20 protein-coding genes and 1 tRNA gene are annotated in these 22,030 nt (G+C 55.7%); 7 read left to right on the top strand and 14 right to left on the bottom strand.

The genetic code is table 11. The features are described from left to right. Positions 1-187: 187 nt before the first annotated feature. Positions 188-2,032: a UbiD family decarboxylase gene (locus HOP44_RS03540; RefSeq protein ID WP_172250594.1), complete on the bottom strand. Its 1,845-nt coding sequence runs from the start codon at positions 2,030-2,032 to the stop codon at positions 188-190. A 275-nt stretch (positions 2,033-2,307) separates the two neighbouring features. On the opposite strand from HOP44_RS03540, the gene HOP44_RS03535 reads away from it, so the two are divergent. Together HOP44_RS03535 and HOP44_RS03530 are read left to right on the top strand one after the other, a co-directional pair. Beyond that, the gene (locus HOP44_RS03535) at positions 2,308-2,658 is read left to right on the top strand and encodes a hypothetical protein (RefSeq protein ID WP_172250592.1); all 351 of its coding nucleotides are present in this window, start codon (positions 2,308-2,310) and stop codon (positions 2,656-2,658) included. Between the two features lie 94 nt (positions 2,659-2,752). After that, positions 2,753-3,739 carry a ketoacyl-ACP synthase III gene (locus HOP44_RS03530; RefSeq protein ID WP_172250590.1) on the top strand — a complete coding sequence of 329 codons (987 nt, stop codon included), beginning with the start codon at positions 2,753-2,755 and terminating at the stop codon, positions 3,737-3,739. Between the two features lie 96 nt (positions 3,740-3,835). On the opposite strand, the gene HOP44_RS03525 is transcribed toward HOP44_RS03530, so the two are convergent. The 3 genes from HOP44_RS03525 to HOP44_RS03515 all read right to left on the bottom strand — a co-directional run bounded on the left by HOP44_RS03525 (position 3,836) and on the right by HOP44_RS03515 (position 6,625). After that, positions 3,836-5,293: a catalase gene (locus HOP44_RS03525; RefSeq protein ID WP_172250588.1), complete on the bottom strand. Its 1,458-nt coding sequence runs from the start codon at positions 5,291-5,293 to the stop codon at positions 3,836-3,838. A gap of 187 nt (positions 5,294-5,480) precedes the next feature. Beyond that, complete coding sequence (locus HOP44_RS03520) at positions 5,481-6,254, bottom strand: response regulator transcription factor (protein ID WP_172250586.1); 774 nt, start codon at positions 6,252-6,254, stop codon at positions 5,481-5,483. Continuing rightward, complete coding sequence (locus tag HOP44_RS03515; RefSeq protein WP_172250584.1) at positions 6,230-6,625, bottom strand: Fur family transcriptional regulator; 396 nt, start codon at positions 6,623-6,625, stop codon at positions 6,230-6,232. Before HOP44_RS03515 ends, HOP44_RS03520 begins: the two co-directional genes overlap by 25 nt. 676 nt (positions 6,626-7,301) lie before the next feature. Here HOP44_RS03515 and HOP44_RS03510 point away from each other — a divergent pair. Then, positions 7,302-7,478: a YjfB family protein gene (locus HOP44_RS03510; protein WP_172250582.1), complete on the top strand. Its 177-nt coding sequence runs from the start codon at positions 7,302-7,304 to the stop codon at positions 7,476-7,478. A 128-nt stretch (positions 7,479-7,606) separates the two neighbouring features. Continuing rightward, positions 7,607-8,455 (top strand): GNAT family N-acetyltransferase, encoded by an 849-nt coding sequence (locus HOP44_RS03505; protein ID WP_172250580.1) that lies wholly within the window; start codon positions 7,607-7,609, stop codon positions 8,453-8,455. Between the two features lie 70 nt (positions 8,456-8,525). Here the strand turns inward: HOP44_RS03505 and HOP44_RS03500 are convergent, their stop codons facing one another. Beyond that, positions 8,526-9,329, bottom strand: coding sequence for a hypothetical protein (locus tag HOP44_RS03500; protein WP_172250578.1), 804 nt, complete (start codon positions 9,327-9,329; stop codon positions 8,526-8,528). Beyond that, positions 9,326-9,775: a flavodoxin gene (locus tag HOP44_RS03495; RefSeq protein ID WP_172250576.1), complete on the bottom strand. Its 450-nt coding sequence runs from the start codon at positions 9,773-9,775 to the stop codon at positions 9,326-9,328. Before HOP44_RS03495 ends, HOP44_RS03500 begins: the two co-directional genes overlap by 4 nt. Positions 9,776-10,003: 228 nt before the next feature. On the opposite strand from HOP44_RS03495, the gene HOP44_RS03490 reads away from it, so the two are divergent. Together HOP44_RS03490 and HOP44_RS03485 are read left to right on the top strand one after the other, a co-directional pair. Further along, a complete protein-coding gene (locus HOP44_RS03490; protein ID WP_172250574.1) occupies positions 10,004-10,873 on the top strand; it encodes a class I SAM-dependent methyltransferase in 870 nt (289 codons plus the stop codon). Next, the gene (locus HOP44_RS03485; protein ID WP_172250572.1) at positions 10,873-11,676 is read left to right on the top strand and encodes an RluA family pseudouridine synthase; all 804 of its coding nucleotides are present in this window, start codon (positions 10,873-10,875) and stop codon (positions 11,674-11,676) included. The genes HOP44_RS03490 and HOP44_RS03485 overlap by 1 nt, the downstream gene beginning before the upstream one ends. Before the next feature lie 99 nt (positions 11,677-11,775). On the opposite strand, the gene gyrA is transcribed toward HOP44_RS03485, so the two are convergent. From gyrA to HOP44_RS03460, 5 genes are all read right to left on the bottom strand, one after another. Next, positions 11,776-14,232 carry a DNA gyrase subunit A gene (gene gyrA, locus HOP44_RS03480; RefSeq protein ID WP_172250570.1) on the bottom strand — a complete coding sequence of 819 codons (2,457 nt, stop codon included), beginning with the start codon at positions 14,230-14,232 and terminating at the stop codon, positions 11,776-11,778. A 24-nt stretch (positions 14,233-14,256) separates the two neighbouring features. Next, positions 14,257-16,227 carry a DNA topoisomerase IV subunit B gene (gene parE, locus HOP44_RS03475; protein WP_172250568.1) on the bottom strand — a complete coding sequence of 657 codons (1,971 nt, stop codon included), beginning with the start codon at positions 16,225-16,227 and terminating at the stop codon, positions 14,257-14,259. Positions 16,228-16,321: 94 nt separating this feature from the next. Then, positions 16,322-17,311 (bottom strand): ABC transporter permease subunit, encoded by a 990-nt coding sequence (locus tag HOP44_RS03470; RefSeq protein WP_425501796.1) that lies wholly within the window; start codon positions 17,309-17,311, stop codon positions 16,322-16,324. Next, positions 17,308-18,279: an ABC transporter ATP-binding protein gene (locus tag HOP44_RS03465; RefSeq protein ID WP_172250566.1), complete on the bottom strand. Its 972-nt coding sequence runs from the start codon at positions 18,277-18,279 to the stop codon at positions 17,308-17,310. The genes HOP44_RS03470 and HOP44_RS03465 overlap by 4 nt, the downstream gene beginning before the upstream one ends. A 71-nt stretch (positions 18,280-18,350) precedes the next feature. Beyond that, positions 18,351-19,166: a GDSL-type esterase/lipase family protein gene (locus HOP44_RS03460; RefSeq protein WP_172250564.1), complete on the bottom strand. Its 816-nt coding sequence runs from the start codon at positions 19,164-19,166 to the stop codon at positions 18,351-18,353. A gap of 214 nt (positions 19,167-19,380) precedes the next feature. Here HOP44_RS03460 and HOP44_RS03455 point away from each other — a divergent pair. Further along, positions 19,381-19,453 (top strand) — tRNA-Lys (locus HOP44_RS03455). 75 nt (positions 19,454-19,528) lie between these two features. Here the strand turns inward: HOP44_RS03455 and HOP44_RS03450 are convergent. The 3 genes from HOP44_RS03450 to purT form a co-directional block, all read right to left on the bottom strand. Beyond that, positions 19,529-20,005 (bottom strand): CAP domain-containing protein, encoded by a 477-nt coding sequence (locus HOP44_RS03450; RefSeq protein ID WP_343059732.1) that lies wholly within the window; start codon positions 20,003-20,005, stop codon positions 19,529-19,531. A gap of 244 nt (positions 20,006-20,249) precedes the next feature. Further along, complete coding sequence (locus HOP44_RS03445) at positions 20,250-20,705, bottom strand: GNAT family N-acetyltransferase (protein ID WP_172250560.1); 456 nt, start codon at positions 20,703-20,705, stop codon at positions 20,250-20,252. Then, positions 20,695-21,885 (bottom strand): formate-dependent phosphoribosylglycinamide formyltransferase, encoded by a 1,191-nt coding sequence (gene purT, locus HOP44_RS03440; RefSeq protein ID WP_172250558.1) that lies wholly within the window; start codon positions 21,883-21,885, stop codon positions 20,695-20,697. Before purT ends, HOP44_RS03445 begins: the two co-directional genes overlap by 11 nt. Between the last annotated feature and the right edge of the window lie 145 nt (positions 21,886-22,030).

Raw genomic sequence — 22,030 nt, 5'->3', positions numbered from 1 at the left:
CGGGTTGAGAAGAAGCTTACCACTCGCCGCGTCCCAGGGTCAATCGTTTCGCCAATAGACATTTTCTATACACATATAGAAGAAAACGATGGATCTCGGCCTCTTTGAAAAAGACAACAAAAAACCCGGTTCTTTTCCTCCGCTGGATACGAAGAAAGAAAACCGGGTTGAACAGAAAACGGCGGAATCAGCGCCGCAGGGCGCGCAGAATGCCCAAGCTTCCGCTTGGCTCGAACAAACGGTCTACACGCTCGGCCACGCCGGCATCCGGAATCAGCGGCGGCGCCTGGTGCGGCTTGATACGGGCATCGATAATGACATTATCGCAGCCCCAGTGCTTGTGCTCGTACGCAGCGTTGACGCCATAGATATCGTGCGACGGATTGCTGCGGGTAAAGCCGGCCCACAGGAAATTATCGAATGCCGTTTCCATAAATGCCGAATCGTCGCACAGGACAATCATCGGGCAGCCGTCGAGCGGACCGCGCGCCGCGATCGCCTGCGCCAGTTCGCCGATTTCCGCTTCCGCCGACTCGTAATCGACAAATGCCGGTCCCTGCAGCAGCGCGATGCCGGGCATCGCCATCCCTGCCTGTCCAAAGCCGCCCGGCAGGTCCGCCAATGCGGCCGGAACGCCTGTCGACAGTTTGCGTACCGGGCTGCCCACGGCGGCGAAGGTCACTTTGCTGCCGCTGTTGAGGCCGGTGCCCGAATAATCGAGCGTGTCCATCGTCGTATTTGTCTGGAAATGCAGATCGCGCCGCAGATTGATCCGCTCCAGCACATGCGCGAACAGTTTCGGAATATCGTGTGCGTTGACCGGCACGTCGTCTTCCGCCGTAATAAACAAATATTTGGCAAGACTGAGCTGGCCCGTACCGAAAATCCGGTTGGCGATCGTCAGGATCTCGGCCGGACGCTTGACCGCCTGGTAAGGCGTATAGCGTTCGCTGCCCACGGCCAGCAGCAGCGGATGGACACCCGCGGCGTCGACCGCATGCACTTCTTTGACGCCCGGAATTTCCTGCTGCACCGCGCCTCCGGTCAATTCGTGGATCAGGGCGCCGAACGCCGTATCCTCCTGGGGCGGACGGCCGACGACGGTGAACGGATACACGGCATTTTTCTTGGCGTACACTTTATGCACCCGCATCACCGGGAATTCGTGCACAAGGCTGTAATAGCCGAGATGGTCGCCGAACGGTCCTTCCGGTTTCGTCTCGTCGGGATAGATCTCGCCGGTGATGACGAAATCGGCATCGTGGCTGACGCAGAACCCGTCTTCGTAGCTGTAGCGGAAATGGCGTCCCGACAGCAGTCCCGCAAACGTCAGCTCGCTGAGTCCTTCCGGCAGCGGCATAACCGCAGACAGCGTGTGCGCCGGCGGTCCGCCGATAAAGCAGCTCACCTTAAGCGGTTGTCCGCGCTTGGCGGCTTTGGATTGATGCACCCCGATGCCGCGATGAATCTGGTAATGCACGCCGATTTCCCGGTCCTGTTCGTATTCGTTGCCGCTGAGCTGGATCCGGTACATGCCGAGATTGGCGTTCATGACGCCCGGCTTGTCCGGATCTTCGCTGTACACCTGCGGCAGCGTCACGAATGCCCCTCCGTCGTTCGGCCAGCTCTTGATCATCGGCAGGTCGGAGATCCGGATCTCTTCGAAACCGGCGGGAAGGCCGGATTTCTTGATCGGCAGCGCTTTGCGGGCCGCAAGACCCGTACCCGCATACCGATGCGGCTGTTTCAGCGCTCTCATCGGATCATTGCGAAGAGCGATGACTTCCTGCGTCGATTCCCACGTATCGCGGAAGATGTATTTGCTGCGCTCGATGGTGCCGAACAGATTCGACACCGCGCCGTATTTCGATCCTTTTACCTTTTCAAAAAACAAAGCGGGTCCGCCCGCCTCGAACGTTCTCAAATGGATAGCGGCCATCTCCAGATTCGGATCGACTTCTTCCGTTACCCGGATCAAATGTCCGGCTTGTTCCAGATCGGCGATACATTCCTGCATATTGCGATATCTCATGGCGTCAGGCTCTCCTATTCCGGTTGTGATTATTCTCTTATTTTATCTTACGCTGCGCCGCTGCGCCAATTTACGTCCACTTTCCTTCGCTCGTACGGACGGCGGCGTTTTGCTTTGGGCATCAGATCCGAAATATCTTCCGCCGTTTCTTCCTTTTTGGTATCATGGCCTGCAAAAAAAAATGTAGAATAATTGTAGGTCTCTTCATTCTCCGGGCTCCGCGCCGATATAAAGAAAGAGGTATAGAAAATATTGAGAGGCAGGAAAAACTTATCATGGCACAAGCTCCATACAGTATTCAGACCAACCAGGCGGCAAAGAAAGTGGACATGAAAGTTAGCGGTACCTTTACTCCCCAAGACTACCAAAATTTCGTACGCGATTACGCAAAAATGGCGTCTTCGATCGATGCGAAAACTTTTACGCTCGAAGTAGACTGCCGGGATATGGATCTGCTTGGTACGGAAGAAATCGATAAGCTGAAAGGTTCGTTTGCGGGCTACAAAGAAACCGGCTTCCAAAAAGTCGTTTTCATTATCAGCGCCGCCCAGATGATTATCAAGATGCAGTTGGCGCGGGTTGCCCGCGAAGCCGGCCTGAACACGATCGAAATCGTAACGAAATAAATCCGAACCCCGGTTCAACCTTTCGGGACTCCGCCCTTCAACTGCGGAGTCTTGTTTTGCGCGTCGATGTTACATAGGAAAAGGAGACCTTCGCATGAGCCGTATTCGTATTGAAGCCGTAGATATTTACCATCCCGAAAACGCGATCGACAACGAATTTTATTTCGAACATTTTGACCGTAAGGACCAAGATATTCGGCGCTTCATGGAACATATGGGCCGCAAATCGCGTTATGTCATCGACAGCAGCGAGGAAAACGGCTTGACCATGGGGATCGAAGCGGCCAAAAAGGTACTCGCCAAAGCCGGTCTGCAGGGATCCGACATCGATATGATCGTGTTTTCGACCCAGCTGCCCGAGACGACTTTCCCGGTCAACGCCCTGTATGTGCATGCCGCGATCGGAGCCGGCTCCCAGGCCATGGTCATGGATTCCAACGCCAACTGCGCGGGTATGGTCGTCGCCGTGGATCATGCCAGCCGCTATATGCTCACAAGTCCGCATATCCGGCGCGCTTTGATTATCGGTTCGGACTACAATACCCTGATCAGCGATCCGGACAGCGCCATTACCTATGCCAATTACGGCGATGCAGCCGCAGCCGTCGTCCTGGAGCGTACGGAAGAAGAAAGCGGGTTTATCGATTCCATCTATCATACCGATCCGGTCAACCGCGACTTTATCCGTTATCCGGCGGAAGGACTGGCGAAGACCGTCAAATACGGCTCCGCCAAGCAGAGCATTCTCTGGCTTCCGTTCGAAGCGCATGCCGCCATGCCGCCGACCTACGAAATGCTCGAGAAGCTGCTCGGCCGCAACGGCGTAACGCCGCGGGAGGTCGGCAGCTACTGCCTGTCCCAGTTTTCGCTCGCAAATGTACTGAAAATCCAGCGGCAGTTCGGACTCGGCGACGAACAAATGCTTTATGTCGGAGACCGATTCGGTTATACCGGGACAAGCAGCCCGTTTATCGCCCTGCACGAAGCGGTCGAGACCGGACGCGTAAAGCGCGGCGATTATGTATTGTTCTGGTCGATCGGTTCGGGCTTCCAACTGGTCGCGATGCTGTTCAAGTATTAAGCCGATTCTTCAATCGTACGGCGGCCCGACTGCAGCAAAGCCGGGGTTCGCATCATTGGATGCGAACCCCGGCCTTTTTTTCTCTATTTTTTCGGTTCAGCGTCCTCCCATAAAAGAGGAAACGTCCACGCCGAGTTCACGGGCAAGGCGCATGCCGTATTCGCGGTCGGCGCGTACAAAGTTGCAGATCGCCCGCAGTTGGATCTCCTGACCGACCCCGCTCAGATCGTTTACGATATTGGCGATCAGATGATCCTGTTCTTCGGCCGTATAAGAACGGTACTGCATGCCGGCCTGGGTGAAATCGTCGGTCTTCGCGATCTGCTGACGGCCTGCACGCCCTTCCAATTCAGGCTCGGATTCGCGGAATGCAGGATCTTCGACCGGGCTTTCTTCGTACCGGTTGGGTTCATAATTTTCTTTTTCCATACGGCCCCGCATATTCATGGCCCCGCCCTGCTGATAATTGCGCACGGGCGCATACGGACAGTTGACCGGCAGTTGGAGGTAGTTGGCGCCCAGACGGTAGCGCTGCGTGTCCGGATAGGAGAACAGACGGCCCTGCAGCAGTTTGTCTTCCGAAGGTTCGATTCCCGGCACCAGAGCGCTTGGCGAAAACGCGGACTGCTCGACTTCGGCGAAGAAATCCTGCGGATTGCGGTTCAGTGTCATCGTACCCACCGTTTGCAGCGGAAACTGTTCTTCCGGCCAGACTTTTGTCGGATCGAGCGGATCGAATTCGTAATCGTCGATGTGCTCCGCCCGGATCATCTGCACGCGAAGTGTCCATTCCGGGAAATCGCCTGCTTCGATCCGATCGAACAAATCGCGCGTCGCATGGTTGAAATCACGGCCCTGAATCTCGCGTACTTCCGAAGTGTCCAGCGTACGGACGCCCTGCTTCGATTCCCATTTATATTTGACGTAGACGACTTCTCCGGAGGCATTCACCCATTTGAACGCATGAACGCCGAAGCCGTCCATTTCGCGATAATTGGCCGGCGTGCCGTGATCCGAGAACAGCCAGGTCATCATATGGGTCGATTCCGGCATCCGTGTCATAAAGTCCCAGTAACGGGCCGGCTCCTGCCGATTGGACTGCGGATCCGGCTTGAGCGAATGCACCATGTCCGGGAATTTGATCGCATCACGGATAAAAAACACCGGCAGATGGTTGCCGACAAGATCATAGTTGCCTTCCCCGGTATAAAACTTGACTGCAAATCCGCGCGGATCTCGGGCCGTTTCCGGCGAACCGGTGCCGTGAATAACGGTCGAGAACCGGACAAATACGGGGGTTTCGAGTCCAGCTTCCTGCAGAAATGCCGCGCGTGTATAGGCAGCCATCCCGCGTTCGGTTCGGAATACGCCGTGAGCGCCCGCTCCGCGCGCATGCACGACACGCTCGGGAATACGCTCGCGGTCGAAATGAGCCAGCTTCTCGAGCAGATGGTAATCTTCCAGCAGCGCCGGCCCCCGGCGTCCCGCCGTTCTGGAATTTTGGTTGTCTCCGACAGGAGCCCCCTGGTTGGTCGTCAATTTGGAATCGGTCATCTCAGAATCTTCCTTTCCGGATTGAGGATAGAGTACAGAACTCATTCAATGGATTTAGAATTGATATTAGACTTTTTCTAAATCAATAATTGAATTCTACCATCCTCCCGTCGGGCGATCATGAGGGAAACTTGAGCTTTACGTGAAGATCCCGTGAAGAGGCGCGAGAGCGCGCCGCCTTTGCCCTTCAATCCGCCAAACGATACCCGACTCCGCGAACCGTCGCTACATACAGCGGTTTTCCGGCACTGTCGCCCAACTTTTTGCGCAAACTTTTCACATGTACGTCAACGACGTTGCTGCCCCCGAAATACTGCGTTCCCCATATGCGGTTCAGCATCTCTTCGCGCGTACGTACGCTTCCTTGTCCTTCGATCAGCAGCAGCATCAGCTCGTACTCCGTCTTGGTCAGGTCGATTCGGGCTCCCCCTCGGTATACGGTCATCCGGCGGCGGTCGATACGCAGGTCTTTGAAGATCCATTGATCGCGTACGGATTCCGGGTCGGGCGCAAAAGAAGTTTCAAGCGTGCGCGAAGCCGCGCTGCGCAAAATACGGCGAACATGATGCAGCCCTTCCTGCGGACGCGCCGGCCAAACCAGCAGTTCTTCGTGCCCGCCGACCGCACTGTCTTCTTCCAGCATGCGTTCGTCTACAAGGAAAAGCGTCGGTACCGCGGCATGAACCGGGTGCATATTTTCCCGAAAAGCGCCGACCGGATCTTCATCCTGCGAACCGCTCACATCGAAGATCAACAGATCGGGCTGAAGCGCTCCCGCTTCCGTATGCTCCCAACGATGAAAAACAAGCACGTCGAAACACGCTTCCATCAGCGTCCGCATCAGCTCGTGCATCCGTCCCGGAAAAGGACTGACCACGATGATGCGTCTGGTCATCTCGCAGACTTCCGGCTCCAAAGACGCCATATCCGTAAAAATCACTTCCTGCGCTTGCTTCTGCATGCCCCGCACACTCCTTCCACCACGATATGGGCGCCCTGCACCTCGTATCCCGTTTCTTCCGCTACCCGGGTCAACCAGTCTTCCGGCACCGGTACCGTGACTTCGTCCACTTTCCCGCAAATTTCGCATACGATATGCTGGTGATCGTCCGTTCTCGCATCGTACCGGCTTGCCGTTTCGCCCAATTTGAGTTCGCGGAGCAAATCTTTGTCGGTCAGGTAACGCAGCGAATTGTAGACGGTCCCGTAAGCGAAACTGTGCCCCCGCTCCACTAGACGGTTCATCACGTCAGCCGCCGTGGGATGGTCTTCGGATTCGCGGACCACATCGTATACGGCCTGCCGTTGGGTCGTCAAATTGATCGATTTCATCTTCTTATTCCCCATTTATGGTCAATTTTTTTATATAATTTCAACTTAGAATAAGTATAAATCTATTTCGCGAAGGAATCAAGGCTGCGCAGATGAAAAGCAAACACAAAAACGGCTATCCCGCAGGATAGCCGTTCGCAAGCGGGCTTATCGGACACATGCTGTGTGCCGCCGCCGCTTTTCACTTGAATAATCGGAGAAACCTCTTACCGTTCGCCGGTCTTGCCATACGCCGGCACTCTTGCCAAACCGAACGATTACGTTCGCCGGACCGATTCTCATGGATCGAATCGCCCGTTGTCTTGCCCGTTATATACGTTCTTGCACACAACCGCCAGATTGCATGTCCATAACGAAATCGTTTCGTTAAAATTCATGAGCTGTCACTATACGGTGAAAGGCTTCGTTCTCTGAAATCTAAAACAACGAAAGCCCTACCTCTCTTCCATCCTTGCGGCTCCGATGACCGCGCCAGTGCGATTCGGATCTTCAAAGCATGCTATAAGTGCATTTTCGTTATTCAAGTGTCCACAATGTATATTATTTTATCTTATTCTTGCGAAAAAGTCAACTCCTGCAAAAGCCCTATTCTTTCCCGCTTTATCGAAACCGATAACACAGGTAGGCTTGCGTCTGGGCAAAAACCGACTCCGCCAGCCGGAAAGGAGGAACCGATATGGATATCGCGGCACTCTCCATGGCAATGAGCCAGGTCGCAGTTAGACAACAGGCTTCGAAACAAGTCTTGAGCATTTCGATGGATCAAGCGAAACAGCAGGGCGAGCAGATGGCAAAAATGCTGGAAACGAGCGCTTCTCCTCATCTTGGCGGCTCGATCGACCTTCGCGCGTAAACGGTTCATGCAAAACCCGGCTGCAGGTTCAATCTGCAGCCGGGTTTTTTGCGGTATACGGCTGTTTCCATGGTATACTAACCGTATTTGAGAAGCGGTTGACAAACACGCCGCGACAGGAGGTTCCTTTGCTGAACGAACGACAACTTCAAGAAATCGAAGAGCTGCAGCATCTATGCGAGAAAACGGATCATCTTTCGCTCAAACTAAACGGCGATATGCTGAAAATGGATACGCGTCCGCCTGATATGGATCATTTTTATTACGAAAACGGACAGCTGGTCGGCTTTGCAGCCCTGTACGGTTTCGGCAGTCAATACGAAGTGTGCGGCATGGTCCATCCGGAATTCCGCAGACGGGGAATTTTCACCCGGCTGTGGGAAGAAGCGCTGGCTTCGATCGATCCGGCGCCTACGACAACGATTTTGTTGAATGCGCCCCAAGCTTCGGCGTCTGCCCGGGCCTGGCTAAAAACGATTCGCTGCCGCTACGATTTTTCCGAACACGAAATGGCTTGGCATGCGGATGCGGCAGACGAGATGCCGCGAGCTGCAGGCCAAAGCGTATCCGTCTCTTACCGTCCTTACGAACCCGGAGACCGCGTTACGATCCTGGAGCTCTGCTCCGACGGATTCGGTACGAGCGAAGAAGATGCGCAGGCCATGCTTGATGAAGAAAGCCGCAGCGTCAACCGTGTCCGCAGCATGGTCGTCCATAAAGGGCGCTCGGTCGGTACTTTTGTGATGGACTACGATACGCCTGCGCAGGCTTGGGTGTTCGGCTTCGTTATCGAGCGCAGCTCCCGCGGACAAGGACTCGGACGCAGTATTCTCGCCCAGATTATTCGCCGCGAGAACGAGTCGGGCAGACGCCCTTATATCGGAGTGGAAACGCAGAACGAAAATGCCCTGCATCTCTACGAGAGCTGCGGGTTCCGTTCCTACGCGATCCAGGATTACTACGATTTTGGTCTTTGAAGCCTGCCAAGACCGCCGGAAACGAGTAGACGTTCGAGTCGAAACGGCTCCGCCGGACAACCGGCGGACTTCAGCACGGAGCCGATCCCGTGATCGGTTCCGATTCCTGTCGGCCGCATCCGCAGCCGCATCCGCTCTTCTGTTCTTCTTCCATTCCGCTGTAAGCCAGTTTGAGATAATCGAGCGACTTCTCGTACGGCACATCTTCAAGCGTCAGCTCGATCCGTTCTCCGCCCAGCACCGTGTAGACTTCGATTACGGAAGGATCCGTTCCGAACGCATGCCGGCAAAAAACGCGGGCCGCATGCCGGTAACCGTCGAGCACCTGCGGATCGTATTCGACGACGAATTTCTGAAGATGAAGGCCTTCCCGGTTCCCGCGCTGCCAAGCGACCTGGAAGATCATCGACAGGTTCAGCTCCAGCTCGGGGACGTAGGTCTCGAACTGTTCGTAGAGCAGAACCGGACGCTTTCCTTCATAGCCGTTCGCCGCGAAAAAAGAAGCCAGACTGCGGATCACCTGGTCTTTGAGCTCCCAGTAACTTTTCTCGGAATCGAAATAAGAGATCCTGCGCGGCCATCGGTAATCGACCAATTCGCCGGAATCGGCATGCTGCCGGAATTCCGGTTCCGCCGCATAGTAACGGTTGACCGCATGGCCTACGGCGTACTGGACCCGCTGCGCCCAAGAGTAAGCGGCGTCGGCAGACGCAGGTCCCGCCTCCTCGTGCCGACTCTCCCGGTGCGGACGCTTCCCCTGTGCAGCGCGCGATGGATCCGGATTTCGAACCGAGGCCAGCCAGCGTTCCAACCGGTGATCTTCCAGCAGCCCGGGCTGTTCGTCAAGCGGTAGTTGGCCCTGCTCTTCCCTCATACGCTAACCGCGCTGCCGGCAAAGTTTCTGCCAAAGGCCAGGCAGGCCCCGCGTTCGTCGCCTGACGGATTAAGTTCCAATTTGAGCGGTTCGAGTACCATCTCGGCGCCCCGTTCCGCCAATTTTTCCTGCAGCAGGTCGACCGCTTTGGCAAACTGCTCATAGACGGTATCGCCGCTGCCGAACACAGCCGCCTTTTTGCCCGATAGGTCCAGTTCGTCCAATTCGTCATAGAAATCGAGGAACTCGTCCGGCAGCTCGCCGTCTCCCCAGGTATATGCCCCCAGAATCATTCCGTCGTACTGCAGCAGAAGATCGGCGTTGCAGTCTTCGGCCAATTTGACCGTAACTTCTCCGCCGGATTCTTCGATGCCTTTTGTAATCAATTCCGACATTTCTTCCGTATTGCCGGTCATGCTGGCATATATGAGAATGAGTTTGCTCATGATCAGACCTCCAAAATTTGTGGTGAAAACAGGAATTGGCCCCATCGGCGAATTCCGATATGCCACATCATAAATGATAATGATTATCAATGTCAAACGTTTTTGAATTTCTGGCTTTTTACCCCCTCCTCGGGTACAATAATATTCTGGGAAACACAGCGAACGACAGCGTATAAACTTCGTAAAATTCGGGCGCAACAACGACAAAACAAGGGTGGTTTAATTTCTATGTATATGGCTCAAAATTGGAAAGATTACGAACTGATCGATACCGGCGCAGGCGACAAACTGGAACGCTGGGGCGACGTTGTTCTGCGGCGTCCGGACCCGCAGATCATCTGGCCAATCGCGGACGAAAGCGGGCCTTGGCGCGAAACGGCGGGACATTATCACCGCAGCTCGGCAGGCGGAGGCAGCTGGACCTGGAAGACTACGCTGCCGGAGCGCTGGACCATCTCCTACGAAGACAAGCTGAAATTCTATATCAAGCCGACCAGCTTCAAGCATACGGGGTTGTTCCCGGAACAGGCGGCCAACTGGAGCTGGATGATGGACAAGATCCAGCATGCCGGGCGCCCGATCCAAGTCCTTAACCTGTTTGCCTATACGGGCGGTGCAACCGTCGCTTCGGCCTATGCCGGCGCGAGCGTTGTCCATGTCGATGCGGCAAAAGGCATGGTTCAATGGGCCAAGGAAAATATTCAGCTTTCCGGTCTCAACGACCGTCCGGTACGCTTTATCACAGACGACGTATTCAAGTTTGTACAGCGTGAACAGCGCCGCGGCAATAAATACGACGCCATTATCATGGATCCTCCCTCCTACGGACGCGGGCCTAACGGCGAGACGTGGAAACTGGAATCGAGCCTATATCCGTTCCTGGAATCGTGCATGCAGATTCTGTCCGACAATCCGCTGTTCATGCTGATCAATTCGTACACAACCGGCATCTCGCCGACCGTGCTGTCGAACATGCTGGAAATGACGATGAAGCCGCGCTACGGCGGACAGATCAGCGCTGGCGAAATCGGCCTGCCGATCAGCCGTTCCGGCCTGACGCTGCCGTGCGGCATCCTCGGTCGCTGGGAGTCGAACTGATGAAAGGCGATATCCGGCGGGATCGGCAGCAGGACGACCGTCCGGCGCATTCGCCGGCAGAATTCCGAGACGACGCCCGGGCGGTCTCTCCTATTCCCGTGCTGCTGGAAGACAACCATGTGCTCGGTGTCGTAAAGCCGGTCAATATCCCGGTGCAGGAAGACGCTAGCGGCGACCTCGACATGCTGACCCTGCTGAAGCGGGATCTCAAAATCCGGCATGACAAACCCGGCAATGTCTTTCTCGGGCTGGTCCATCGGCTGGATCGTCCCGTAGGCGGCGCGATGGTCTTCGCCAAAACGTCGAAAGGCGCTTCGCGTCTCTCGGATGCGGTGCGTACGCATTCGATCCGCAAGACCTACGCGGCCGTCACCAACGGCGTGCCCCGCGAACGCGAAGGTCGTCTGGTCCATTATCTGCTCAAAGACGAACGCAGCAACACCGTAACGGCGGTCACCAAAGGAACGCCCGGCGCCAAAGAAGCTATTCTGGACTATTCGGTACTCGCCGATGACGGCAGACGGGCTCTGGTGCGCGTCGAGCTGCATACGGGCCGCTCCCACCAGATCCGTGTTCAGATGAGCAGCCTCGGCTGCCCGCTGTACGGCGATCAGAAGTACGGCGCGTCGCAGACCAAGCCCGGCGAACAAATTGCTTTGTGGTCGGTACGCCTCCGCTTCCCGCATCCGATTACGAAAGAATCGACGCTGCTGATCTCGATGCCGCCGGCCGCTGCACCATGGACCCAGTGGTCAGGCAGCGTCTACAAGATGCTGCGCGAAGAACTGGAGCACGGCGAATAGCAGCCTCTGCTTCAGAATCTTTTCGTTTGAAAAACATACCAAAAAGACGTTCGGATAGCCGCTTATGCAGCTGACCGAACGTCTTTTTTGCAATTGTGATTAAAGGACAGGTTCGCGCTCGAACGAAGGAAGCAGATCGACGACCGTTACCGGTTTTTCGATCGCAAGCAGCGCTCTGCCGATATGCTTGCGTTCGGTCAGCGAAGCTTTGCCGGCCGGGAACTCAAGTCTTTCTCCGCTGGACAGTACCGCAACCGCAGGCAGCGTGCTCCGGGTATTGTAAGCGCCGACGAGACGGGTTCCGTTTGGCTTCACCCGTTTGCCTTCCTTGAATTCGAATGTCGCAATTCCTTTGCCGCCGCGGCTCTGCGACGGATACTCGAGCAGCATCGAACGCTTGGCATACGCCAAATCGCTGACGACCAGCACTTCGCCGTCATCTCCTGTGACAAACAGCGCCGAGACCACTTCATCGCCTTCCTTGAGCTGGATTCCGCGGACACCGGTCGAGACGCGGCCCATCGTGGAAATCTCCTGTTCGCCGAAGCGAATACTCATGCCTTCCGCCGTAATGAGCAGAATATCCTTGTTTCCGTCGCTCAGATTGACGTGCAGAACTTCGTCTCCGTCACCCAGCTTGCAGGCCGCCATGCCTCCGCTTCGCTTGGTCGCGTAATCGCGCAGCAGCGTGCGTTTCACTTGGCCTTTGCGGGTCGTAAACACAAGCGACTGCTCCGACTCTTCCAGTTCTTTGACCGGAATAATCGAGACGATCCGCTCCTCTTTGTCCAGAGGAATCACATTGACGATCGCCGTTCCGTTATCTTTCCACTTGAATTCCGGAATCTGGTGAACCGGCAGCAGATAGAATTGTCCTTTCTGGGTAAACACGAGCAGACGGTCCAGCGTGCTGACATCCAGCAGCTGACGGATATAATCGCCTTCCCGTGCACCGGAGGCGCTCCGGTCGCTGCCCGAACGTGTAAACGAAGGCATGCCGGTCCGTTTGATGTAGCCTTCCTGCGACAGCGAGACGATGACTTCTTCCTGCGGAATCATTACTTCCAGATTCAGCTTGATCTCCTCGACTTCGCTTTGCAGTTCCGAACGGCGGAGAATCCCGAACTTGTCCCGAATCTCCGTCAGTTCTTTGCGGATTACCGCATTCAGCTTCCGATCGCTCGACAAGATGCCTTCCAGCACCGCAATTCTTTTTTCGAGTTCCGAATGTTCTTTCTCCAGCTGCGTGATCTCGAGATTGGTAAGCCGGTACAGTTGGAGGGTCAAGATCGAATCGGCCTGGCGTTCGGTAAATCCGAACATCCACTGCAGATTGTTCTGGGCATCCTGACGGTTCTTCGAAGCCCGGATAGCCGCAACGACGTCGTCCAGAATATTCAGCGCTTTGACCAGGCCTTCGAGGACGTGGGAACGGTCTTTGGCTTTTTCCAGCTCATGCGAGGTCCGTTTGGTAATGACTTCGCGCTGATGCCCGATATACGCTTCAAGAATCGGCTTGACGCCAAGCTGCTGCGGCGCTTTGTTGACAATCGCGACCATATTGAAGTTATAGCTGACCTGCAGATCGGTTTTTTTGAGCAGATAAGCCAAAATTCCGTTTGCGTCCGCTTCTTTTTTCAATTCGACCACGATGCGCATGCCTTCGCGTCCGCTCTCGTCCCGCACTTCGGCAATGCCTTCGACTTTTTTCTCCAGCCGGATATTTTCCATGGCCGTCACCAAACGAGATTTGACAACCTGATACGGGATCTGCGTAATGACAAGCTGCTGCTTGCCTCCGCGCAGATTCTCGATCTCCGTTCTCGAACGAACCTGGATCTTGCCGCGTCCCGTCGAGTAGGCTTCGCGGATCCCCGCTTCGCCCATCACAATCCCTCCGGTCGGGAAGTCGGGACCTTTGATATGCTGCATGATCCCGTCCAGATCGATCGCCGGATTTTCCATCACCGCGATACAGGCGTCGATGACTTCCTGCAGATTGTGCGGAGGAATTTCCGTGGCGAATCCCGCCGAAATGCCGCTGACGCCGTTTACGAGCAGATTCGGATAACGGGCCGGCAGCACGACAGGTTCTTTCGCCGTATTATCGAAGTTATCTTTGAACTGCACGGTACGCTTGTCGATATCGCGCAGCATTTCCATGGCGATGGTCGACAGGCGGGCTTCCGTATAACGCATCGCCGCTGCCGGGTCGTCGTCGATGGAACCCCAGTTGCCGTGTCCGTCCACAAGCGTATGCGCCATTTTCCAGGGCTGTGCCATCCGCACCATGCCTTCGTAGATCGAAGAGTCTCCGTGCGGATGATAGTTGCCCATGACGTCGCCGACCGTTTTGGCCGATTTGCGGTAGCCTTTTTCCGGCGTGTTGCCCGATTCGTACATGGCGTACAAGATTCGGCGCTGAACCGGCTTCAGTCCGTCGCGAACGTCGGGAATAGCCCGGTCCTGGATAATATATTTGGAATACCGGCCAAAGCGGTCTCCGACCACTTCTTCGAGAAAAGCCGGCTTGAATTGTTCTTCCGGTACGCTCATTGGTTAAAAATCTCCTTCTGCTGCTTATTCGTCGACTTCGGTAAAGTCCACATGCTCCACGATCCAACGCTTGCGCGGGTCGACTTTGTCGCCCATCAGCGTCGATACGCGGCGTTCGGCTTTGGCGGCGTCTTCGATCTGCACCTGAAGCAGCGTGCGTGTCGTCGGGTCCATCGTCGTTTCCCAGAGCTGGTCCGGGTTCATCTCGCCGAGGCCTTTGTAACGTTGAAGTTCGAAGTTCTTGGCATTCTTCGTCAGTTTCTCCAGCTCTTCGTCGCTCCAGGCATAGGACACGTCGTTCTTGCGGGAGCCTTTGCGCGTGATTTTGAACAGCGGCGGCTGGGCGATATAGACCTTACCCTGATCGATCATCGGCTTCATGTACCGGTAGAAGAAGGTCAGCAGCAGCACCTGGATATGCGCGCCGTCCGTATCCGCGTCGGTCATGATGACGATCTTGGAGAAATTGCTGTCTTCCACGGCGAACTCCGGACCGATGCCCGCGCCGATCGCCGAAACGATAGCCCTGTATTCTTCGTTCTTGAGAATCTCCGCCAATTTGGCTTTTTCCGGATTGAGCGGCTTACCTTTGAGCGGCAGAATCGCCTGGATCTTCGAATCCCGACCCTGTTTGGCCGAACCGCCGGCTGAATCGCCTTCGACGATAAACAGTTCCGTCTTGGTAAAGTCTTTGGATTGTGCCGGGGTCAGTTTGCCGTTCAGGTTGGAACTTTCGCTGCGCTTCTTGCCTGTGCGCATCTCGTCGCGCGCTTTGCGCGCCGCTTCCCTGGCCCGCGCCGCCTGAACCGATTTGCGGATCAGAATCTGCGCGACCTGAGGATTTTCTTCCAGGAACTGCGCGGTTTTGTCGGAGACGATCGAATCGACCGCGCTTCGCGCCGAAGCGCTGCCCAGCTGATCTTTGGTCTGGCCGACGAATTCCACTTCGCCCATCTTGACGCTGATAACGGCCATCATGCCTTCGCGCAGGTCGCCGCCTTCGAGGTTTTTGTCTTTTTCTTTTAGAACGCCCGTTTTGCGTGCGTATTCATTCAGCGCCCGCGTATACGCCGTCTTGAATCCGGTCTCGTGGGTACCCCCGCCGCGCGTCGGTATGGAGTTGACGAAAGAAGCGATCGTCTCGGTGTAGCCGGCATTGTATTGGAAAGCCACCTCGACTTCGATATCTTCTTTCTCGGCATAGAACCGCACGACTTCGTGCAGCACTTCCTTGCCTTCGTTCAAGAACTCGACAAACTGCTTCGCGCCGCCTTCGTAATAAAACTCGTCGGCTTTGTCGCTGCGCTGATCCGTCAGTACGATGCGCAGACCCGAGTTCAGGAAAGCAATCTCCTGCAGACGCTCGGCCAGCGTATCGTAGCTGAGCGAAATCCCGCTCTTGAACACGCGAATATCCGGCTTGAACGTAACCTTCGTGCCGGTCTGTCTCGTATTGCCGAGCACTTCGAGTCCGGTTACCGGATCGCCGACGTGTTCCGCGCCTTTCTTGTCCACGCGATATTCGAACCGCTGGCGGTGAATTTTGCCGTCGCGGTAAATTTCAACTTCAAGCCATTCCGAAAGCGCGTTGGTTACAGACGCTCCGACGCCGTGCAGACCGCCGGACTTCTTATATCCCCCGCCGCCGAATTTGCCCCCGGCGTGCAGAACCGTGTAAACGACCTGCGGTGTCGGTACGCCGCTCTTGTGCATGCCGGTCGGAATGCCGCGCCCGTTGTCGCGGACCGTAACGGATCCGTCTTTGTTCAGCGCCACTTCGATCCGGTCGCAGTGTTTGGCCAAATGTTCGTCCACGGCATTATCGATGATTTCCCATACGAGATGATGCAGGCCCGATGCGCTCGTACTCCCGATATACATACCGGGCCGTTTGCGGACCGCTACCAGTCCTTCCAGCACCTGAATATCGTCCGCACCGTATCCTTCGACGATTTTCGCCGCCGTCTGTTCCGCCGTATCGATCTGTTCGGCCATGATTTCCCCTTCTTTCTCTCTTGCTCGCTCTTTGCTTTCGAAACTTCAAACTCCCAAAATGCAAACAAGTGTTTTCATTTTCGCTCTTTTTATTCTAAGTCAAAACGTCCCTCTTCGTAAAGACGATAAAAGAAATAATAACGGAAACCGCGCCCCAGACCGCCAAAACGGCCAGCGAAAAGCCCAGTGTCATGCCTTCGATCGGCGCCGGACTTCCCGCCAGATACTGCGTAAGCCCGAGATTGACCATAAACAAATACTTGGCGCTTGTCCAGGCCGAAGCCATATTCGCCAGAATCGAACCGGAGATTAATGCGGCCATCATCACGACGATACTCGCCGCCGTGCTCCGCACCAGAACCGTAACCATGAAAGCCAGCAGCGCCACGACCACACCCACGAACCAGACCAGACCGGCCTGCATCAGCAGGTACTGCCACTGCGGCGTCGCTTGGACATAGCCGAGATCGACATCGGAGCCGTTCAGCACGAACCCGGTAAAGATCGGAATGCTCCAGCCGGTGTATCCGAAAAACAGTCCCGCGATCGCGTAGCAGATCAGATAGGCGCTGGCGACGATCAGCGAGACGAACATGAGCAGCGCCGTCAATTTGCTGAGCAGCACTTTCCATCTTCGGTTCGGACGCGTCAGCAGCATCTTGATCGTTCCCCCGGTCCGTTCGGAAGAAACGAGATCGGAGGCGATCGTCATGATCATAAGCGGAATAAACAGGGTCGAAGCGTTATCGATAAATTCCCGCGTAAAAGTCACTCCGCCCGGTTCGTTCGGATTGACGTCGTTATCGAGGTAATACTGCATCTGTTGAATATAAATCTGCCGGTAGACTTTCCATTCCTGCGGCACGCGGTCGCTGCTCAAGGAATTCTGGTTGTCGATAATGGCCTGCTGCACCTCAAGCCGCCAGTCGCTGCCGTAACTTTCCCGGCGTTCAAGCGACTGCTTCATCTGCGCGTAACTGAAGACCGGCACCATAACGGCCAGAATGAGCAGAACGATATAGAAACGCTTCTTTTTGACGATCTTGACGACTTCATTTTGTACCATGGCCCAAAATCGTTTCACTCGATGCCTTCCCCCTCTGTCATTTGCAGGAAAAACCGCTCCAGCGTCGGAGCGACGCGGTGCATGCCCCGGATCGCGATGCCTTCGCGGACCATCCGCTCCAGCACTTCGGCCACGCGTTCTTCCGGCGTTTCGGTGACGATGCTGCGCGCATTGAGCAGCGCCGCAGCCGTATCGTCCAGCCCGGCGGCGCCGGCCGGGTCCAGAACGGCGATATCGGCATATTCGCGCAGCAGCCGCTCCGCCCGGTCGCGGGGCTCCGTGTCCCAGATGACCATTCCCCGGCCGGCTCCCATCAATTCCTCGACCGATCCGACGGCGAGTTCCCGGCCTCCGCCGATAATCGCAACGCGGTCGCACAGCAGCTGAATTTCGCTCAGCAGGTGACTGGATACGAACACGGCCAGTCCTCCGGCGGCAAGCTCCCGAATAAAGCTCCGCATCTCTTTGATGCCTTTGGGATCGAGTCCGTTGGTGGGCTCATCCAGAATCAGCAGTTTGGGACGGGCAAGCAGCGCCTGCGCAATCCCGAGCCGCTGCCGCATGCCAAGCGAATACGTACGCACCTTTTCATGAATCCGTCCGCCCAGATGGACAAGCTCCGTCACTTCCCGGATCCGGTCTTCCCCGATCCCGTCATGCATGCGGGCAAAGTGCATCAAATTCTCCCATCCCGTCAGAAAAGGATACATTTCGGGATTCTCGACGATGGACCCTACGTATTTTAACGCTTCTTCCGGCTGTTTCTGCACGTCGTATCCGCAAATTTCCACGCTGCCGGACGTAGGTTTGATTAACCCGACAAGCATGCGGATCGTGGTCGTTTTACCGGCGCCGTTCGGACCCAAGAATCCGAAGATTTCGCCTTCCCGTACATCGAAGCTGATGGTGCGGATAATCGGTTTGCGTCCGATCCGCTTGTTCAGATCGCGGACGCGCAGCACGAAATCTCCATTTGACTGTTGCATGCTTCATCGCCCTTTCCCTAACCATATCGGCCGAAATTCGCACATGATGAGAAGCTCCGCCCGGCGCAGATTTATTCCAGTCCCTGTACGACCCGCTCGGCAATGCGCTGGTAACCCGCCGAATTGGGATGGAAGTGATCAAACGACAAATAAGCCGCCGTGTTTCTCTGGAACAAGTCGAAAGTCGGCGTCAGCATCATGTTTTGTCCTTTGGCGATCCGCTCCGCCGCTTTGGCATTCCACTCGGCGATCCCTTCGTCTCCCGCCTGGCGCAGCGATTCGATGTCGCCGAACGGATTGTACAAACCGAGATATACGATTTGTGCCGACGCATTGATCTCGCGCAGTCGGTCAAGCGCTTCTCCGAGACGGTTCGAAGCGGCAGGCAGCGCTTCGGCGAGCGCGGCGGCGCTAGGATTATTCGTACCCGCCTGCAGGGCGGCGCCGCCCCGGAACAAGTCGTTCGCTCCGACCGAGAGCAAAATCACGTTCGCTTGCTTCAATACGTATTGGATGCCGGGCTCTTCCAGCTCTTGGAGCAGTTCGTCGGTCGTCATTCCGTTGATGCCCAGATTATTCAGAAAACGAACTTCGCGTTCGCTTTTTTTGTCCAGCAGTGCGGCTGTCCGCCTGGCAAATCCTTGTCCGGTCGTATCGCCCGTGCCCTTCGCAAGCGAATCGCCGATCGAGACGATCCGGTAATTCCCTTCTTCCACCGAAGGAGTCCGCTCCGCGAGCGGTGCTTTGGCGGAAGTTTCCGTATCGATCCGATTCGCGCTTGGGAAGACCAGCTCTTTTGCTCCGTAACCGAAACCGACAGCCAACAAAAGCGTAGCCGCGGCCGAAGATACGGCGGTCGTTCGCCAGATCCATTTCCATGAATTCATGCTGTTCTTCCTCCCCCCGCGTGCCCTGTACTTACGGGCCTATCTGTTTTAATTTTACCATAAGGATTTGTGAAGCGGTTTGCAAACGAATCAAAACCTCTTACAAACTTTTTTTGATAAAGTGCTTGCCAAACTATTTTAATCTGTGGTAAGATATTTCTTGTCGCCAGGAACAAGCATACAAATTTGATCGGGCGGCCGTTACAAGAAATATGGGACATTAGCTCAATTGGTAGAGCATTCGACTCTTAATCGACAGGTTGTAGGTTCAAGTCCTACATGTCCCATTCCTTTATATAATGAAGAAACCCAACCTCCCGGGAGGTTGGGTTTCTTTTGTTATGCGGTCGGCGCAGACGGGCTCAACCGATAAACAGCTGAACCCAATACCCGTTATAGAAGCCGACACCTATTGACGTAAAGTTCGGATCCAGGATATTCGTGCGGTGTCCGGAACTCTTCATCCAGCTGCGCATGACTTCTTCCGGCGAACGCTGACCCATTGCGATATTCTCCCCCGCCGTCCGATAAACGACCTTTTGCAGCTTCAACAAATTGAACGGCGAGCCGTACGTCGGCGAGTGATGATCGAAATACCGCTTTTTCGACATGTCGATCGCTTTAAGCCGCGAAGCTTTGGCCACCTTGTGATCGAGAGTGAGCGGCTTGAGCCCCGCTTTGCGGCGCTCCAGATTAACCAGGTAAACCACTTTGGCCGTGAATTTCGACTTATCCGCCGTCTCTTTGGCATAGGCCGCTTCGTAAGCCGTTTGGGCACGGGCTTCGCCAGCCGGCAGAGCGGTGCAGAGACCGCAGGCCAGCAGGAACCCCAAAGCCATCCTGCTCCAGCGCTCCGCTCGAAAGCATCCGGATTCCCGACTTCGCGCGCCGCCCTCAATTGAACATTCGGCTCTTGTCGTTCCCTTTATCATAAGGCTGTCTCCTCCTTGTTCGGAATCATGCAAACAGCCGGGCCGTCTGCCCGGCGTTCCCCGGTTTCCCTGAAACAAAAAGGCTCCGCTCGCAGGAGCCGGAACCGAAGGGGATAGATTTCGTTTGTGTTTCTAAAAAGCCGGTTGGGGCCTAAAGAGATTTTATAAATTTGCAGCCGTATTTCTCAAAGCCCGCATTCCGGTAAAAATCGTGCGCGCCCAGCCGGTCTTCCCGGTTGATGCCCGTCAGGAACAGCAGTCGGCTGCCCGATTCGCGCGCCCAGGCCTCCGCCTGTTCCACGAGCAGACGGCCAATGCCGCAGCCGCGGCAGTCTTCGTTGACCACAAGACCCGCAATCTGCGTCATCTGCGGTTCTTTGCCCCGTGCGGGAATTCGACGCAGGGCGATCATGCCGACCGTTTCTCCGTGGCGCTCCGCCAAATAAGTCAGGTAATTCGGATTGTTTTCGCGGCTTTCCAACTGTTCGCGCATCACGCTTGGTGTCGTGGGATACGACAGTTTGCGCATCAGCTCTGTCAGGACCCCCGCATCGCTGCAAGAAGCCGTGCGAAGATCCGCTGTTTTTTCCAGTACGTTAGTTGTCATCCGAATACTCCTCTTTTAGCAGACCGGCCGCTTCGCGAGCCCGGTTCCGCGCAGTCTCCACATCTTCCGCCGCGCTGAGCGCGACGGCCATTCTGCGTCCCGGCTTTGAATCCGGCTTGCCGAATACCCGAATCTGGGTACGCGGAACGCTCAATGCTTCCGTCAGACCTCCGACCTTGAAACGTTTACTTGCCCGACTTGCTTTTAAAGTGGCGGAAGCGCCGGGAGTAAGCAGGTGCACTTCCGTGACCGGCAGACCGAGAATCGCCCGGACATGCAGAGCGAACTCCGACAAATCCTGCGTAGCCATCGTCACCATACCGGTATCGTGCGGGCGCGGCGACACTTCGCTGAAGACGACGCCATCCTTCGTCAGGAACAATTCGACGCCGAACAGTCCGTATCCGCCCAGCTCGTCCGTAATGACTTTGGCGATGCGCTTGGCTTCTTCCAGCTTGGCCTCGTCCATCGGATGCGGCTGCCAGGATTCCACATAGTCGCCGTCTTTCTGGATATGTCCGATCGGCGGGCAAAAAGTCGTCCCCGATACGCTTCGAACCGTAAGCAGCGTAATTTCGCTCTCGAACGGAACGAACGCTTCCACGATGACACGGGTACTGTTCTTGGCGCGCGCGCCTTCCAGCGCGAACTGCCAGCACTTCTCCGCATCTTCGGGCGTTCGGAGCACGCTCTGCCCTTTGCCCGACGAACTCATCAGCGGTTTGATGACACACGGCGAACCGAGTTCCGCTACGGCACTCTTCAGTTCTTCCAGCGTATCCGCAAAACGGTACGCGGCCGTCGGCAGCCCAAGCGTTTCCGAGGCCAGCCGGCGAATTCCTTCGCGGTCCATCGTCAATCTTGCCGCCGTTGCTGTCGGAATGACGCGAAATCCTTCGCTTTCCAACTGCTGCAGCATCGTTGTGGCGATCGCTTCGATCTCCGGTATGATCAGATCTGGACGTTCCTTCAAGATCAATTCTCTCAGCGCGTCCGCGTCCAACATATCGATCACGTGGCCGCGATGCGCGACCTGCATGGCCGGAGCATCCGGGTAACGGTCTACCGCAATACATTCTACGCCGAGACGCTGGGCCTCGATCACGACTTCCTTGCCCAGTTCACCGCTGCCGAGAAGCAATATTTTCTTCGCGTCCGCGGATAATGGAGCACCCCACATCGTTTGACCAACTCCTACGCCTTTTGTGTTGTTCCTTTCTATTTTGTGTGCTGGCCGACTGAATTGCAACCCTGATCGATCAAATTTTTATGAAAAAATAGCGAAAACCCGCGAAAATTGTCGCAGGTTTTCGGTTTACATATTT

This window comes from Saccharibacillus deserti, assembly GCF_013618475.1.
Lineage (GTDB): Bacteria > Bacillota > Bacilli > Paenibacillales > Paenibacillaceae > Saccharibacillus > Saccharibacillus deserti.
Note: the sequence above shows the minus strand (reverse complement) of the source record. Positions and strands in the feature narration are given on the sequence as shown.